This window comes from Flavobacteriales bacterium (genome assembly GCA_016713875.1).
GTDB lineage: Bacteria > Bacteroidota > Bacteroidia > Flavobacteriales_F > PHOS-HE28 > PHOS-HE28.
In genome coordinates, this window is record JADJOI010000002.1 from 80,917 (window position 1) to 97,093 (window position 16,177).

The 16,177-nt window shown below is 66.8% G+C and carries 13 protein-coding genes; 9 read left to right on the forward strand and 4 right to left on the reverse strand.

Annotated elements, in window-relative coordinates:
- The first annotated feature begins 7 nt into the window (after window positions 1-7).
- The 8 genes from IPJ87_00500 to IPJ87_00535 are packed head-to-tail and all read left to right on the forward strand — an operon-like array spanning window position 8 to window position 10,743.
- On the forward strand, window positions 8-2,821 hold the full coding sequence (locus tag IPJ87_00500) for a hypothetical protein (GenBank protein ID MBK7940354.1): 2,814 nt from the start codon (window positions 8-10) through the stop codon (window positions 2,819-2,821).
- Window positions 2,818-4,125: a glycosyltransferase family 4 protein gene (locus IPJ87_00505; GenBank protein MBK7940355.1), complete on the forward strand. Its 1,308-nt coding sequence runs from the start codon at window positions 2,818-2,820 to the stop codon at window positions 4,123-4,125. The genes IPJ87_00500 and IPJ87_00505 overlap by 4 nt, the downstream gene beginning before the upstream one ends.
- Window positions 4,126-4,136: 11 nt before the next feature.
- Window positions 4,137-5,150 carry an N-acetylneuraminate synthase gene (neuB, locus tag IPJ87_00510; GenBank protein MBK7940356.1) on the forward strand — a complete coding sequence of 338 codons (1,014 nt, stop codon included), beginning with the start codon at window positions 4,137-4,139 and terminating at the stop codon, window positions 5,148-5,150.
- Between the two features lie 3 nt (window positions 5,151-5,153).
- Window positions 5,154-6,437 (forward strand): GNAT family N-acetyltransferase, encoded by a 1,284-nt coding sequence (locus IPJ87_00515; GenBank protein MBK7940357.1) that lies wholly within the window; start codon window positions 5,154-5,156, stop codon window positions 6,435-6,437.
- Window positions 6,434-7,900, forward strand: a complete 1,467-nt coding sequence (locus IPJ87_00520) for an aminotransferase class I/II-fold pyridoxal phosphate-dependent enzyme (protein ID MBK7940358.1) — start codon at window positions 6,434-6,436, stop codon at window positions 7,898-7,900. Before IPJ87_00515 ends, IPJ87_00520 begins: the two co-directional genes overlap by 4 nt.
- Window positions 7,897-8,619, forward strand: coding sequence for an acylneuraminate cytidylyltransferase family protein (locus IPJ87_00525; GenBank protein ID MBK7940359.1), 723 nt, complete (start codon window positions 7,897-7,899; stop codon window positions 8,617-8,619). Before IPJ87_00520 ends, IPJ87_00525 begins: the two co-directional genes overlap by 4 nt.
- Window positions 8,616-9,968, forward strand: coding sequence for a glutamate-1-semialdehyde 2,1-aminomutase (locus tag IPJ87_00530; GenBank protein ID MBK7940360.1), 1,353 nt, complete (start codon window positions 8,616-8,618; stop codon window positions 9,966-9,968). The genes IPJ87_00525 and IPJ87_00530 overlap by 4 nt, the downstream gene beginning before the upstream one ends.
- 1 nt (window position 9,969) lies before the next feature.
- Window positions 9,970-10,743: an SDR family oxidoreductase gene (locus IPJ87_00535; GenBank protein MBK7940361.1), complete on the forward strand. Its 774-nt coding sequence runs from the start codon at window positions 9,970-9,972 to the stop codon at window positions 10,741-10,743.
- On the opposite strand, the gene IPJ87_00540 is transcribed toward IPJ87_00535, so the two are convergent.
- From IPJ87_00540 to IPJ87_00550, 3 genes are read right to left on the reverse strand one after another with little or no spacing between them, the layout of a single operon-like run.
- Window positions 10,744-11,895, reverse strand: a complete 1,152-nt coding sequence (locus IPJ87_00540; GenBank protein MBK7940362.1) for a hypothetical protein — start codon at window positions 11,893-11,895, stop codon at window positions 10,744-10,746.
- A 3-nt stretch (window positions 11,896-11,898) separates the two neighbouring features.
- Complete coding sequence (locus IPJ87_00545; protein MBK7940363.1) at window positions 11,899-13,392, reverse strand: polysaccharide biosynthesis C-terminal domain-containing protein; 1,494 nt, start codon at window positions 13,390-13,392, stop codon at window positions 11,899-11,901.
- A 5-nt stretch (window positions 13,393-13,397) separates the two neighbouring features.
- Window positions 13,398-14,621: a class I SAM-dependent methyltransferase gene (locus tag IPJ87_00550; GenBank protein ID MBK7940364.1), complete on the reverse strand. Its 1,224-nt coding sequence runs from the start codon at window positions 14,619-14,621 to the stop codon at window positions 13,398-13,400.
- 27 nt (window positions 14,622-14,648) lie between these two features.
- On the opposite strand from IPJ87_00550, the gene IPJ87_00555 reads away from it, so the two are divergent.
- Window positions 14,649-15,728 carry a T9SS type A sorting domain-containing protein gene (locus tag IPJ87_00555; protein MBK7940365.1) on the forward strand — a complete coding sequence of 360 codons (1,080 nt, stop codon included), beginning with the start codon at window positions 14,649-14,651 and terminating at the stop codon, window positions 15,726-15,728.
- Between the two features lie 10 nt (window positions 15,729-15,738).
- On the opposite strand, the gene IPJ87_00560 is transcribed toward IPJ87_00555, so the two are convergent.
- Window positions 15,739-16,176 (reverse strand): DUF2147 domain-containing protein, encoded by a 438-nt coding sequence (locus IPJ87_00560; protein MBK7940366.1) that lies wholly within the window; start codon window positions 16,174-16,176, stop codon window positions 15,739-15,741.
- Between the last annotated feature and the right edge of the window lies 1 nt (window position 16,177).

Here is a 16,177-nt window from a genome sequence, read left to right on the forward strand (position 1 = left end):
TGAACCGATGAAGGACCTGAGGAAATGGCTGCCGACCGGGCTGGCCGTGCTGCTGTTCATCGCTCTGCCGCTGGCCTACTTCAGCCCGCTGCTGGAGGGCAAACGCATGGTGCAGGGCGACCAGCGCAACTGGCTGGGCGGTGCGCAGGAGATCATCGAGCACCGCGAGGCCCACGATGGCGAGGAGCCGCTGTGGACCGGAAGCATGTTCAGCGGCATGCCCGCCTACCAGATCAGTGTGGCGTGGAAGGGCGATGTCCTCAAGTGGGTCGACCGGCTCTTCCACGGCTTCCTGCCGCATCCCGCCGGCAGCGTCTTCCTCTACCTCATCGGCATGTTCATCCTGCTCAGCCTGATGCGCGTGGACCGCGGGGTGGCCGTGGTGGGCGCGCTGGCCTATGCCTTCTCGTCGTACTTCATCATCATCTTCGAGGCAGGCCACAACACGAAGGCCACCGCCATCGGGTACATGCCGTTGGTGCTGGGCGCCACCTGGGCGCTCTTCCGCGGGGCGAAGCTGCCGGCCGCGGCCCTGCTGGCGCTCTTCCTGGGGCTCGAGGTCCACGCCAACCACCTGCAGGTGACCTATTACCTGGCCATGGTGCTGCTCCTGTTCGTGCTGGCCGAGGCGCTGCGCTTCGTGCGCGAGGGCCGCGTGATGGACCTGCTGGGCCGCGCCGGCCTGGGCCTGGTGGCCGTGGCGCTGGCCGTGATGGCCAACGCCGGTGTGCTCTGGGGCACGGCCGAGTATGGCACCCACACCACCCGCGGACCGAGCGAGCTCACCATCGGACCGGGCGGCGAAAGCGCTGCGGACATCCGCACCAAGGGCCTGGACCGCGACTACGTGACCGCCTGGAGCTATGGCAAACAGGAGAGCCTCACCCTCCTGGTGCCCAGCGCCAAGGGCGGTGATTCCGGTTCGCTCATCACCACGCGCGAGGAGCTGGCGGCCATCTCCGACCCCGAGCTCAAGCGCTACCTCAACGAGGTGTACGGCGGGGGCGGCTACGTGAACAGCTACTGGGGCGACCAGAGCTTCACCAGCGGCCCGGTCTACCTCGGCGCGGTGGTGGTGCTGCTCCTGCTGCTGCTGCTCGCCCGCACCGAGGGCCCGGCACGCTGGTGGGTGCTCGCGGCCGTACCGCTCACGGCGGTCCTGATCGGCATCACCTCCCCGATGCTGGCCGCCGCGTTGGTGCTGGCCTATCTGGCCGCCGGGCTGGTGCTGTGGCGCGATCCGCTGCCCTACGCCCTGTTCAGCGGCCTCCTCCTCACGCTGCTGCTCAGCTGGGGCCGCAACTGGATGCCGCTCACCGACTTCTTCCTGGACCACGTGCCCGGCTATGCGAAGTTCCGCGCGGTCACCATCATCCTGGTGATCGTGGAGCTGGCCGCGCCGGTGCTCGCCGTGCTGTACCTGGACCGCCTGGTGAAGGAAGGGCGCTGGGACCGCGCGCGCGAGCGCGCCTTCCTGATCCCGGCGGGCGTGCTGGTGCTGGTGATGCTGGTGCTGGCGCTGATGCCGGGCGCGGTGGTCGACCTGGTGAGCGATGCGGAACGCGCCCGCTTCAGCGCGCAGGCCGAGGCGGGTGATGCGGCCCGGCTCCAACTGGCCGTCGACGCCTTGAAGGAGCATCGCGCGGGCATCGTCGCCGCCGACGCGTGGCGCGGTCTCTTCTTCATCGCGGCCGGTGGCGCGCTGCTTTTCCTGTTCGGGCGCGGTCGCGTGCCCGAACTGGCGCTGGTCGCGGGCCTTGGCGCGCTGGTGCTGGTCGACCTGTGGGCGGTGGACAAGCGCTTCGTGAACAACGACAAGGACGGCGGCCGCTACCGCATGTGGGAGGAGCCCACGGCGAACGCCCTGCCCTTCAAGCCCGCCGCGGCGGACATGGCCATCCTGCAGCAGGAGGAGAACGCCGCCGCGCGCGCCGATGCGGAAGCCACCGTCGCCCGCCTCAAGGCGAGCAAGCAGGGCAACAAGGGCCGCGACCGCATGGTGGGCAAGGACGAGGAGCTGTTCGCCCGCTTCGCCGCGCTTCGCCGCAACAGCCACTTCCGCGTGCTCACCTTCAACAATCCGTTCAACGACAGCCGCGTGAGCTACTTCCACAAGAGCGTGGGCGGCTACCACGGGGCCAAGCTCAAGCGCTACCAGGACCTGATCGAGTTCCACCTGGGGCCCGAGATGGCCGCGATCGGCGGGGCCTTCGGCGAAGGCGCCACCATGACCTCCGTGAACGCGGTGCTGGCCCGGCAGAACGTGCTGAACATGCTCAACACGCGCTACCTCATCACCGACCCCGCACGCCCTGCGCTGCTCAACGTCAACGCCTACGGCCCGGCCTGGTTCGTGAACGAGGTACGCTGGGTGAAGGACGCCGATGCGGAGATCATGGCGTTGGGCGAAGTGGGCCCGGACACGGTGGCCGTGGTGGACGAACGCTGGCGGTCCGCCCTGGGCGATGCCTCCCTCACGCCCGACCCCTCGGCCTCGGTGACGCTGGACAGCTACGCGGCGAACGCCCTGCGCTACACGGTGCGCAGCGCGAACGGCGGGGTGGTGGTCTTCAGCGAGATCTGGTACGGCCCCGACTGGCAGGCCACCCTCGACGGGCAGCCCGTGGAGCATATCCGCGCCGACTACGTACTGCGGGCGATGCGCGTGCCGGCCGGCGAGCACGTGGTGGAGTTCCGCGTGGCCAGCCGTTCCTACGCCCTGGGCAACACGCTCAGCCTGGCCGGCGGTCTGCTCATCCTGCTGGCGGTGGCCGGTGCGGGCCTGGCGGCATGGCGCAAGGCGCGGGCCGCGGTCGCATGACGCCCGTTCTCTTCATCACCTACTACTGGCCGCCGAGCGGCGGGGCCGGCGTGCAGCGCGGGCTCAAGTTCGTGAAGTATCTGCCGCTGCATGGCGTGCGACCGATCGTGCTCACGGTCGACCCCATGCAGGCGAGCTACCCCGCGGTGGACCGCTCGCTCGAGGCGGAGGTGCCCGCCGATGTGCGGGTGGTGCGCACGCCCTCGTTCGAGCCGCTGCGGCTGCTGGCCGCGCTGGGTGGGCGGGGCGCCGTGCCGCACGCAGGTTTCGCCTCCGGTGGCAAGGAGGGCCTGCTGAAGCGCGCCATGCGCTGGGTACGCGGCAACTGGATGATCCCCGACGCGCGCCGGGGCTGGGTACGCCATGCGGTGAAGGCCGCCATCCCCCTCGTCGAGCGCGAGGGCATCGGCACCGTGGTGATCTCCTCCCCGCCGCACAGTGCCCAGCTCATCGGCCTCCGCCTCAAGCAACGCTTTCCAAAGCTCCGCTGGATCGCCGACCTGCGCGATCCCTGGACCGACATCTATTTCGCCCGCGAGCTGCTGAAGGGGCCGCGTGCGCAACGGCTGGACAGCGCGTACGAGGCCGCCGTGCTCGAACAGGCGGACGCGGTGGTGGTGGTGGGCCCGTCCATGCGCACGGCCTTCGCGGAGCGCCACGGACCTGCCGTGGCCGCCAAGCTGCACGTGATCCCCAACGGCTACGATGCCGACGACCTCAAGAACCTCGCCCGCCATCCGCTTCCGAAGGACCGGTTGCGCATCACCTACGTGGGCACCATGGCGGGCAGCTACGCGCCGCAGGCCTTCTTCGCCGCGGTGGCGGAGTCGATGAAGCGCTCGCCGCTGCCGATCGAGCTGCGCTTCATCGGCCAGGTGGGACCAACGGTCCGCGAGGCCGCGGCACAGGCCGGCGTGCTCGACCGCTGTGTGTGGAACGAGCCGGTGAAGCATGCGAAGGCCCTGGAGGAGATGGCGTCCGCGCATGTGCTGCTGCTCGTGATCCCCGAGGGACCGGGGGAGGAGCGCATCCTCACCGGCAAGCTCTTCGAATACCTCGCCGTGCAACGGCCGATCCTGGGCCTGGGCCCGGTGGACGGGGATGCGGGCCGCATCGTGGCCGCCTGCGGCGCCGGCGCCTTCTTCACGCGACAGCAGGTGGAGGCCATGGCCGCGTGGCTCGTGGCGCGGGCCGAGGCGGTCCGAGCCGGAACGGACCACGGCGTCACGGGCGGACCGCACACGCGCTACGAACGCCGCGAGGCCGCCGCCGAGCTCGCCGCGCTCATCCGACCGGCGGGATAACTTCGGCCCCGATGGCCCGCACCTACATCATCGCCGAGGCCGGCGTGAACCACAACGGCAGCCTGGACCTTGCGTTCCGCCTGGTGGACGAGGCCAAGGCCGCCGGAGCGGACTGTGTGAAGTTCCAGACCTTCAAGGCCCGGCGCATCGTCACCGCCAGCTCGCCCAAGGCCAACTACCAATTGGAGGTGACGGACCGGGCCGAAAGCCAGTTCGACATGCTGCGCAAGCTGGAGCTCGACCGCGACGCCTTCGCGCGCATCCAGGCCCACTGCCGGCAGGTGGGCATCGACTTCATGAGCACGCCCTACAACCCGGAGGATGCCGAGCTGCTTGCTTCCCTGAACGTCGACGCCTTCAAGATCGCCAGCGGGCAGGTGGTGGAACTGCCCTTCCTGCGGCAGGTGGCGCGTTACGGCCGCCGCATGATCGTGAGCACTGGCATGGCGGACCTACAAGAGGTGCGCGAGGCGGTCGACGCCATCCGCGGCACGGGCAACGATGACCTTGTCATCCTGCAGTGCAACACGGACTATCCGTCGCGCGTGGAGGACGTCAACCTGCGGGCCATGCTCACCATGCGCGACGAGCTGAAGGTGCGGGTGGGCTACAGCGACCATGTGCCGGACAACCATGCCTGTTTCGCAGCGGTGGCGCTGGGCGCGGAGATGATCGAGAAGCACTTCACGCTGGACCGCACGATGCCCGGACCGGACCACAGCAGCAGCCTGGAGCCCGCGGCCTTCCGCGACCTGGTGACGGGCATCCGCGCCGTGGAACTGAGCCTGGGCGACGGCATCAAGCGGCCCGGCGAACGCGAGCGCGCCAACACCTATGGCATGCGCCGCAGCCTCGTGGCCGCGTGTGAGCTGCCGGTGGGCCATGTCCTGGCGGAGGCCGACCTCGGCTTCAAGCGACCGGCGAACGGTCTCTCCCCGAAGCACCTCGATGCCGTGGTGGGGCGCCGCCTGGCCCGGGCCCTGCGCGAGGATGAGGCCCTCACCTGGGACCACCTGCACCCCTGAGCCATGGGCCAGCGACGCATCGGTGCCGACGACGGCCTCCTGCTTCAGGCCTTCCTGGACGGTGCCGGCGACGCGCTCCGGAGCTTCCGCTATTTCGCGAAGCGCACCCCGGACGTGCTGCGCCAGCACGCCTGCACCTGGCTGTGGATGGAGGGGGAGGAACCGGTGGCCTATGGACACCTTGATCGCGAAGGCGATGTGGTGTGGTTGGGCATTGCGGTACAGGAAAGGCACTGGGGCCACGGCCACGGTGCGCGCATGATGCGGCTCCTGCTGGACAGTGCGCAGGGCATGGGCATCACGGCGCTGAGGCTCTCGGTGGATGCCGACAACCACACGGCCATCCGGCTCTACGAGCGCTATGGCTTCGTGCACGCCGGGACCGGCGAGGGCATCCTCTTCCTCACCTGCGACCTGATGCCGAAGCGTGAGGCGGTGATGAGCTCGCTGGCCTTCGCAGGCCTGACACCCGAGGCCATGATCGCCGAGGCCGACCGCGAGTTCATGGCGTTGGAGTTCAGCAGCGGCATGCCGTTCCACCCCGACATGGAGGAGCTGTTCCGCACCGCGCCGATGCGGCGCTTCGCGCACAACTACTTCCCCGCGCCGGCCGAGCCCTTCGTGCTCAACCTCGGCAGCGCCGACGACAGCATCCGCGACCGCAGCATCGCCCATTGCGTGCGGGGCATGCAGTTGAGCCATGCGGTGGGTGCGCCCTTCTTCTCGGTGCATGCCGGCTTCTGCGTGGACCCGCGTCCCAGCGAGCTCGGCCGACGACTGGAGCAGGTGGCGCACATCGACCGGGCGCTGCATTGGGCGCGCTTCACCGAGGCGGTGCGGCAGGTGCTGGCACGCACGCGCGATCTGCCCACCGGCCTGCTGATCGAGAACAACGTGCTGGCCCCGGTGAACCGCTACGCCGACGGCACCAACCCCCTGCTGAACGTGGAAGCGGGCGAGCAGCTTCGGCTGCTCGATGACGTGCCGGACGCCCGCCTGGGCCTGCTGCTGGACACCGCGCACCTGAAGGTGAGCGCACGCACCCTCGGTTCCGATGCGGCGGAGGCGGCCGGGCTGCTGCTGCCGCAGGTGCGATGCGTGCATCACAGCGACAACGGTGGCGAGGTCGACGACAACCAGGGCTTCGGTGCCGACTACTGGTTCCTGCCGCTGATGGACCGCGCCGGCCATGCGGTGCATGTGCTGGAGACGCGGAAGACGCCCCCTTCCGAACTTCGCCGCATGGAGCGGCTGCTTTTCCCCGAACGTGCCCCCACGGACCGATGAACGAGACCCTGGCCGAACTGCTCATCCACGATGACCGGAGCGTGCGCGACGCACTGGCCGTGATCGACCGCAACGCGCAGGGCATCTGCTTCGCGGTGGACCACGCGGGCCGGCTCACCGGCGTGCTCACCGATGGCGACATCCGGCGTTCGTTGCTGGCCGGTGGCTCGCTGGACCGGCCGGTGGCCGAGGTGATGCAGCGCCGCTTCACCGCGCTGCCGGTGGGCGCGCCCGCCGAGGACATCCAGGCGCGGCTCGACGGCACCGTGCGGCACATCCCCTTGCTCGATGAGCGCGGGGTGCCCGTGGACTTCGCCAGCCTGCGCCGCACGCACCGCATCCAGGTGATGGCCCCGCAGCTGGACGGCAACGAGCTCAACTACGTCACCGACTGCCTGCGCACGGGCTGGATCAGCTCGCAGGGCGCCTATGTGAAGCGGTTCGAGACCGGCTTCGCGGAGCGCTGCGCCATGCCCCATGCGCTCGCCGTGAGCAACGGCACGGTGGCCATCCACCTGGCCCTGGTGGCCCTCGGCATCGGCGAAGGCGACGAGGTCATCGTGCCGGACCTCACCTTCGCGGCGAGCATCAACACCATCATCCACGCCGGCGCCACGCCCGTCATCGCCGACGTGCATCCGGTCACCTGGACGCTCGACCCCGCCGAGGTGGAGCGGCTCATCACCCCGCGCACCAAGGCGATCATGCCGGTGCACCTCTACGGCCATCCGTGCCACATGGACGAGCTGATGGCCATCGCGCGCAGGCACGGGCTGTTCGTGGTGGAGGACTGTGCCGAGGCGCTCGGTGCCCTGTACAAGGGCCGCCCGGTGGGCAGCTTCGGCGATGCGGCCACCTTCAGCTTCTTCGGCAACAAGACCATCACCACGGGCGAGGGCGGCATGACGCTCTTCCGCGACCAAGCGGTGGCCGCGCGGGCCACGATGCTGCGTGACCACGGCATGGACAAGCAGCGCCGCTACTGGCACCTCGAGGTGGGCTACAACTACCGGATGACCAACATCCAGGCGGCGATCGGCGTGGCCCAGCTCGAGCGGTTGGAGGCGTTCGTGCAGGCGAAGCGTGATCTGGCCGCTGCGTACACCCAAGGCCTGATGGCCATCGGAGACATCAGCGCCCCGCCCGAGGAGCCGTGGGCGCTGAACGGGTTCTGGCTGTACAGCTGCCTCATCGGCAACGATTTCGGTCTGGGCCGCGACGAGGTGATGGACCGCATGGCGCGCAACGGCATCGAGACCAGGCCGCTGTTCCACCCGCTGCACGTGATGCCGCCGTACGGGCGTTACGTGCGGCCTGGGCAGACCTTCCCGGTGAGCACACGCCTGTCGGAGGCGGGCCTGAGCCTGCCCAGCAGTGTCACCATCACCCGGGCGGAGCAGGACCACGTGCTGGAGGTCCTGCACGCCATCAAGCACACGCGGCAGCTGCACGCGCAGGCATGAGGGTCCTCTACCTGATCCCGGCGCGCGGCGGCAGCAAGGGGTTGCCCGGCAAGAACGTGCGCCCGCTTCTGGGCCGGCCGCTGATCGCCTGGTCGGTGACGGCCGCGCTCGAGGCGGCCCGCGTCCGGCCGGGCCGAGTGGTGGTGAGCACCGATGACGCCGCGATCGCGGAGGCCGCCCGCAGCGCCGGTGCCGAGCTGCCGTTCATCCGTCCCGCTGAACTGGCCACCGACACGGCCTCGTCGATGGACGTCGTGCTCCACGCCCTCGACCACCTGGAACGGGAGGGGGAGCCCATCGACCTGGTGTGCATGCTGGAGCCCACGTCACCTCAACGCACCGCCGCCGACGTGCTGGCCGCCATGGACCTGTTGCTGACCACGCCCGGTGCGGAGAGCGTCGTGGGCGTGTGCCGCACCGAGGGCGGGCATCCCGCTTTCCTCGCCCGCATGGACGACATCGGTTTCATCCGGCCCTACGCGGGGGAGCACTTCGTGTTCAAGCGCCGTCAGGAGATCGATGACGTCTACTTCTTCGAAGGAAGCCTGTACATCGCGCGATCGTCCTCGCTGCGCGATCGTCGAAGCTTCTACCACGAGCGCACGCTGGGGCATGCGATGCCGAAGTGGAAGTCGTTCGAGGTGGACGACGCGGTGGACCTCATCCTCATCGAGGCGCTGATGAAGGCCCGGCAGGAAGGAACGATCGACGACCGATGAACTGGAGCGACCGACTGCACGCGGCGATCCCCGGAGGTGCGCACACCTACAGCCGGGGCGATGACCAATACCCGTCCAATGCGCCGCCCATCCTGAGCCATGGCAAGGGTGCGTACGTGTGGGATGCGGAGGGGAAGCGCTACCTGGACTACGGCATGGGCTTGCGGGCCGTGACGCTCGGCTACGCGGACGAGCGGGTGAACGCCGCGGCCATCGCGGAGATCGGCAAGGGCAACAACCTCACGCGGCCCTCGCTCACCGAGCTGGAGGCGGCCGAGCGCATGCTGTCGCTCTTCCCCTGGGCGGGCATGGTGAAGTTCGCCAAGAACGGCAGCATCGTCACCACCGCCGCGGTGAAGCTCGCCCGCGCCTTCACGGGCCGCACGCACGTGGCCATCCCGGCCGAGCAGCCCTTCTTCACCTACGACGACTGGTTCATCGGCAGCACGCCCATGGACCGCGGGATCCCGGAGGAGCACAAGCGGCTGACGTTGAAGTTCAGCTACAACGACATCGCTTCGGTGGAGCGCCTCTTCGCCGAGCATCCCGGCCGCATCGCCTGCGTGCTGATGGAGCCGGCCACCTCGCTCTCCTCGTGTCCCGCATCCTGTGGTGGGCTGCTCGAACAGCGTTCCTGCGCGGGCTGCCCACAGCGTTCGCTCAACTTCCTGCAGCAGGTGAAGGCCCTTTGCGCGAAGCACGGTGCCGTCTTCGTGCTGGACGAGATGATCACCGGCTTCCGGTGGGACCTGCACGGAGCGATGAAGGGGTACGACATCGAGCCGGACCTGGCCACCTTCGGCAAGGGCATGGCCAACGGGTTCGCGCTGGCGGCGCTCATCGGCCGGCGCGAGATCATGGAATTGGGCGGCATCCGCCAAGCCGGCGCCGAACGCGTCTTCCTCATCAGCACCACGCACGGTTCGGAGATGTCGGCCTTCGGGGCCTTCAACCGCACGGTGGAGATCTACCAAAGCGAGGACATCACCGGCCACCTGTGGCGGTACGGTCGTCGGTTGATCGAGGGCCTCAACACCCTGGCGGCAGAGGCCGGCGTGGCGGACCGGTTCGAGGCGCACGGCTTCGGCTGCTCTCCCTACTACACCACCCGTGATGCCCAAGGACAGGTCTCCCTGCCCTTCCGCACGCTGTGGAGCCAGGAGATGATCCGGGGGGGTGTGCTGATGCCGTGGGTGGCGCTTTCAGCAGCGCACGGCGATGCGGAGCTCGACCAGACCCTGACGGCAGCGCGCAAAGCCCTCGCCGTGTACGCCGCCGCACTGAGCGACGGCATCGACAAGCACCTCGTGGGCCCGGCCGTGAAACCCGTCTTCCGCAAGCACAACTGACATGGGCCTGCTGGAGGACAAGGTGGTGGTGATCACCGGCGGCGCCGGGCGCTTGGGCCGGGTGTTCACCGAGGCCGTGGTGGGCGCGGGTGGCCGGGTGGTGGTGGCGGAAGTGATGAACGCGCGCACCACGGAGGCCATCGAGGCCCTTCGTGCGGCGCATGGCGATGCCGTGGCGGGGGTCGAATGCAACATCACCGATGCGGACTCGCTGGACCGCCTCATCGCCGGGTCGGTGGAGCGCTTCGGTCGCATCGATGCGCTGGTGAACAACGCCTATCCGCGGAACGCGGCGTACGGAAGGCGGTTCGAGGAGGTGGCCTATGCGGACTTCGTGGAGAACGTGGGCATGCATGCGGGGGGCTACTTCCTCGCATCGCAGCGCTTCATCGCCCACTTCCGCCGGCAGGGCCACGGCAACATCGTCAACATGGCCAGCATCTACGGCGTGGTGGCCCCGCGTTTCGAGGTATACGCCGGCACGGACATGACCATGCCGGTGGAGTACGCCGTGATCAAGAGCGGCGTGCTGATGCTCACGCGCTACATCGCTGCCCATTGCGCGGGCATGGGCATCCGCTGCAACGCCATCAGTCCGGGCGGTATTCGCGACGGACAACCCGAGGCCTTCCTCGAGCGGTACCGGGCGCACGCGCTCACCAAGGGCATGCTGGACGCCCAGGACGTCACGGGCACCCTGCTGTTCCTGCTCAGCGACCTGTCCGCCTACATCAACGGCCAGAACATCGTGGTGGACGATGGCTGGACCTTGTGATCAGTAGGGCACGCAGCGCTCGGCGAAGACCTGTTCGATGAGGGGTTTCAAGGCGGCGAAGTGCCGCTTGTACATCGGTGGGGCCTGGCCGGTCCACCGCTCCATCCACGACGTGGAGTAGTGGTACGTGATGTGCGGCGACCGATAGAGCCGGGACAGGTAGAAGCAGGCCGAGGAGAAGAGGCAGAACACGTGGTCGGTGCGGTCGGCGTAGGCGGCGAACAATACTTCCGCGGCGATGCCCATCTCCTTCGGGTCGGTCATCAGGGTGAAGGACAGCCCGAGCTCCGCGCACCGACGGACCGTGGCCTCCAACGACGCAGGTGACGCTGCCGGGTGCGGCTTCAGGAGGAAGTGATGGCCTTGAGGGTCGGGCAGCGCGGATAGGACATGATCGATGTACGCCCCCCAGAAGGCAGGCGGGACCACGTACATGTCGACGGCCTCCAGCAGCACGAGCACCAACCGGCGATCGGGTGGAACAGGGGTGGGGGGGAGGTCAAGCTCCTTCAGCAGGCGGAGCATCGGGCCATGGAGGTCCGCAGGAAGAAGGATCGGACGAACCTCCTGGTCAAGCTGCCCCTGTCGCTCGAGGAATGAGGCGAAGCGGTCCGCGAAGAGGGCGACGAACGGGCCGCGCATGCGTCCGTGCTCCAGCAGATAATGGTAATCGCCCAGGCCATGCTCGAAGAAGGCCGGCCGGGCCTCCGGGAACAGGGAGCGCAGGGGTGCCTCGAGGTGGTTCTGGGTGTGGAGATGGAGCTCCACGGCGGTGTGGCCGGTGCCGAGCGGAGCGAGCAGGTTCCGAAGCATGCGTTCGTCGCGCTCGTGCCGGCGATGCGTGTGCCTTCGCAGCAGCACGCCATAGATGGACCGTAGGATCGGGGCCTCCTTCCATTGGCGCGTCAGGCGCTTGAGCAGGGAGGGTTCCGGGCCGTGGTCATCCACCAGTTCGGTGGAACAGCTGTGCATCAGGGCCCAAGGATGGAGCCGCGCGGTGCATCGGATCGCCTCGATCACGGCACGCCGGCGGGCACCGCCGTCCACGAGCAGCACGTCCACGTCCTCCGACCGATGCGTGGCGGCCGCGTGCAGCGTCATGAACACGCTGCTGATGTGCGAGGTGGTGAGGAAGATGCGGAGGCGGGCCATGCGCTAGGACGTCCGAAGGAATGGCAAGCGCTTGCGCCAGGTATCCGGGATGTACCTGTAAAGGTCCGAGGAAGTCCTCAAGCCCAGGACGAGCAGGATATAGACGGTTGTGATGAGCAGGCTGCGGAAGGTGATCGAGAGGACCGCACCGCCGGGCATGGGAAGGAGTACGCCGATCGCGAAGACCATGGAGACGACCAGGATCAGCTTTGCGGTGGATCCATCGAAGGGCTGCATGCCGAACACTCTTCGGATGAACTCGAACTTCAACCCATTATAGGCCACGGAAGCAATGCATCCCGCTATGGCGGCCCCGAGCATCCCGAGCTTTGGGATGAGTATGATGTTGCCGACGATGGTGAGTACGAGCAGGACCACAAGGAATACGGACCCCCAGATGTACCGATGCGAATTGGCGAGGATCGGGTAATTGACACCGGTCCCCATGTTGATGAGCGCCCCGAGCGCGATGACCTGCGTGACGATCACACCCTGGTCGTAGTCGTCGGGCAACAGGGTAAAGAGATCCGCGGCGTTCGCCGCCACCAGGAGGAATAGCCAACCACCGATCAGCAGCAGCGCTCTTGCAGAGTCCCGGTAAATGGTCCTGACCGTGGAAAGGTCGCCGCGGGCAAGCGCATGGGCGACGCTTGGATTGGCCACCCGCTCCAAGGCGTTCAGGGGGATCTCGACCGCCAGCCCAAGGAACGCCGACACGCTGTAGACGGCGACCAGCTCCAGCGAGATGGTGCCCACGAACATCGTGTCCACATACTTCAGGGTCACTGAGTTCAATGCCGTGAGCGTGATGATGAGGCCGTACCTGAAGATCGGCCGAAGCCCGATCGACCCGCGGAAGAAGTTCAGGTCCGGCTGCAGGCCGGGTCTATCGCCACGATGGATGGCGAGCAACAACACCAGGGCCTGGATGGCATAGATCCCACAGAACGCCAGGAGGAACGACTCGCGATCGAAGAACCCGCTGTACCGAACGAAGATGATGGCGATCAGGAGCAGGCGGACCACGATGTCGTTCAGTACCGTGGTGATCACCGTGCGCATGAGCGCGATGCAGTACGCGTTCAGTCCGAGGACGAAGGCAAGGATGATGGTGAGGATGAGAACATAGTTGAAGTGCTCATTGAACACTTCGGCACCGGAGACGTAGGATCGGAGAATGAACCCTTTCGCCAGGTGAAGCACCAAGGTGCCGGCGATGATCCCGGCCAGCGTGTAGGAGAGCAAGAAACCGAAGAATCCTCTGTGACGGCTTTCCGGATGGAACGCCTTGGGAAGGTACCGGATGGTGACCGCGCTGATGCCAAGGGAGAAGAGGATCGAGAATACACTGGAGAACGCGAGAATCAACCGGGTGAGCCCGAGTTCCTCTTTGCTCAGGAAGTGAGGCTGGACAACGACCAGGCTCAGGAAGCCGATCGCCGTGCCCGCGTAGACCAGGAGGGTGTTCGAGAGCCCTTGCCTCTTGACGATTCCCACGTTGTTTACTGGATCACGCCGAGCTTTCGTGCCATCCGCGCCAAGGCACGCCTGGTCGCGAACAGGGGATCAGGGCGGCCCATGCGTCGGTAGACCTGTACTTGGATCTTGGCCAACGAGCTGTCCGGCACAAGATCGCGCACCAGGCCGGGTCGACAGAAGGTGAAGACCTCGTTCCGGGCATGTTGATCCCCTTCGTGGATGCTCTCAATGGCAAGACCCGCGGCTTCACACATGCTCCGCAGGGAATGCTTGCTGAAATAACTGATGTGGACGACCCTGAAGAAGTGTCCATGAAGAGGTTTGGTGGGATGCAGGGCATCCGGCACTGCGAGGTACAGAAGACCGTCCTTGGCCAGCGCCTGCCGCACCTTTCTCAGCACTGAGAGCGGGTCATGGAAATGCTCGAGGACATGCCGCATGATGATGAGGTCGTACCGACCTTCTCGGCTCTCTTCCCAGTTACTGTATACGTCCGATGCGACCAGCTCGATGCCGTTCGTCCGCAAATGCTTGATGCATTCTGAGGAGGGTTCGATGGCTTCATACCGGCTGTTCGGCCACTGGTTCTCGCGCAGGTAAGTGAGCGCATGGCCCATGCCGGAACCGAGATCGAGCACGCGCTCCGGTTCCCTGAGGAGCTGGCGTTCCTTCAACCGTTCGATGATCTGCTTGACAGGTACGAACCTGGTCCGCAGGTCATCCTGTGCGGCGATCTCCGGCCTGTAGAGCGTGTCATACTCGTGCACGTAGAATGCAGCGTAGCGTTCCTTGCTCCAGCGGGGGTCCAGATAACTGAATCCGCAGCGTTCGCAGACCACCACATGGGTCGGCAGATGGAACTGGCCATGTTCCGCGACCGCGATCGGGCTGGAGGCGCCGCAGAGCAGGCAGGTGCTCCGTTCGAACTCCGGGTCGTTGGGTGTTCCAGTCACCGTTGTGTGGTGTGTGGCCGGAATGACGATTACAGCGTGCGCGGCGCCTTTCCTAGCTTTGGTCAAAGATATGTCCAGGTCATGTGCACCAGGTTCCTTCGCTTCGTCCAGCTGCTCGCCTTGATCGATTGCACCGCTCTTCAGGCGCAATACAGTTCCGTACTGACCGCCGCGGGTACCGGCAGCGCGGGATACGTCAATGGATTGGCACAAACGGCCCAGTTCGATCATCCATATGGCGTTTGTCATGACCCCGCGACCGGGGATATCTACATCGCGGATGCCTTCAACCATGTCATCCGGAAGTTGAGCAATGGTTCCGTGTCGCTCATCGCTGGGACACCTGGTGTGTCCGGCGACATTCTAGGTCAGGCGTTGAACGCCAGGTTCGATACGCCCACCGGGGTTTTTTTCAAGGATGGATACCTCTACATCTGCGATAACCTGAACAACAAGATCAAGCGGATGGACGGGTTGGGGCAGGTCACGCTCGTGGCGGGCTCCGGGATCTCCGGTGGTGCTGATGGGCCGGTGAGCCAGGCGACCTTCTACCAACCGAAGAGCATTGCCGTGGATGACTCTGGGACGGTCTATGTGGCCGATTATGAGAGCCACAAGATCCGAAAGGTCAAGAACGGTGTGGTCACCACCGTGGCCGGTACCGGTACGCCGGGCAGTACGTTCGGGCCGGGCACCTCCTCGCAACTGCACCGCCCACGTGACCTGTGCATCGCCCCGGATGGAACGATCTACTTCGTCGACCTGATGAACCACCGGGTGAAGAAGCTCACTCCCTCAGGCATGGTCGAACCAGTTGCGGGGAACGGGATCCCGGGATGGCTGGACGGTTCCGGCAGTGCCGCCCGGTTCAATACACCGGTGGCCATCGACTGGTTGGATACCAGCACGTTGCTGGTCCTCGATGCGGTGAACCCTCGTTTGAGGATGGTCGCCATCACCGGCGATGTGGTCACCTTGGCGGGCAGCGGGAATGCCGGGTTTCAGGATGGAGCCCTGATGTCTGCGGAGTTCGCTCTGCCTCAAGACATCTGCCTTGACGGGGAGTGTAGCATCTACATCGGTGACAGGGACAACATGAGGATCCGGAAGCTCCGTCGCGATGGCGAATGTGTGCTCCACCTCCCCGACCTCTCCTCCTCGCAGATCGCTCTCTCCATCCGCCCCAACCCCGCCTCCACCACGGCCACGCTGCTTTGGCCGGGCCCATCGGCACCCACGATGGTGGAGCTGATCGATGCCCGCGGCGCGCGGGTGCAGGCCGATGTGCGGCGCTTCGCGGATCGCGTGGAACTGGACGTGGCCGCCCTTCGGGCCGGGCTCTATACGGTGCGCGTGAGCGGCGACGGACGGGTCGGCTCGGCTCGGCTGGTACGCGAATGAACGTCCGCGCTCAACGTCCTGCTGACCGCACCCAGGTCTGCGTGCGATAGAGGAACGCGATGTAGCCGCGCACCTTCAGGGTGCCGTCCTCCACCCACAGCTTGCAGTTGTACTCCTTGCCGTTCTCGGGGTCCAGGATGGTGCCATCGTCCCACTCATCGCCATCGGCCACCATGTCGCGGATCACCTCCAGGCCCAGGATGCGCTGGTCCTTGCGGTCACCCGGGCAGAGGTCGCACACCGCCTCCATCTTGGTCTTGTCGTAGAGCTCCACGATGCGGCCATAGGCCTTGCCGTGGCGTACAGTGATCTCCACTACGCTGCGCGGCTTTCCGGTGATGTCATCGACGGACGACCAGCGTCCGGTGATGTCCGTTCCGGGGCGCGGTGGTTGGGCGGCCAGCGGCAGGGTGGCCGCCAGCAGGGCGGAAAGGAGCAGGGCACGCATG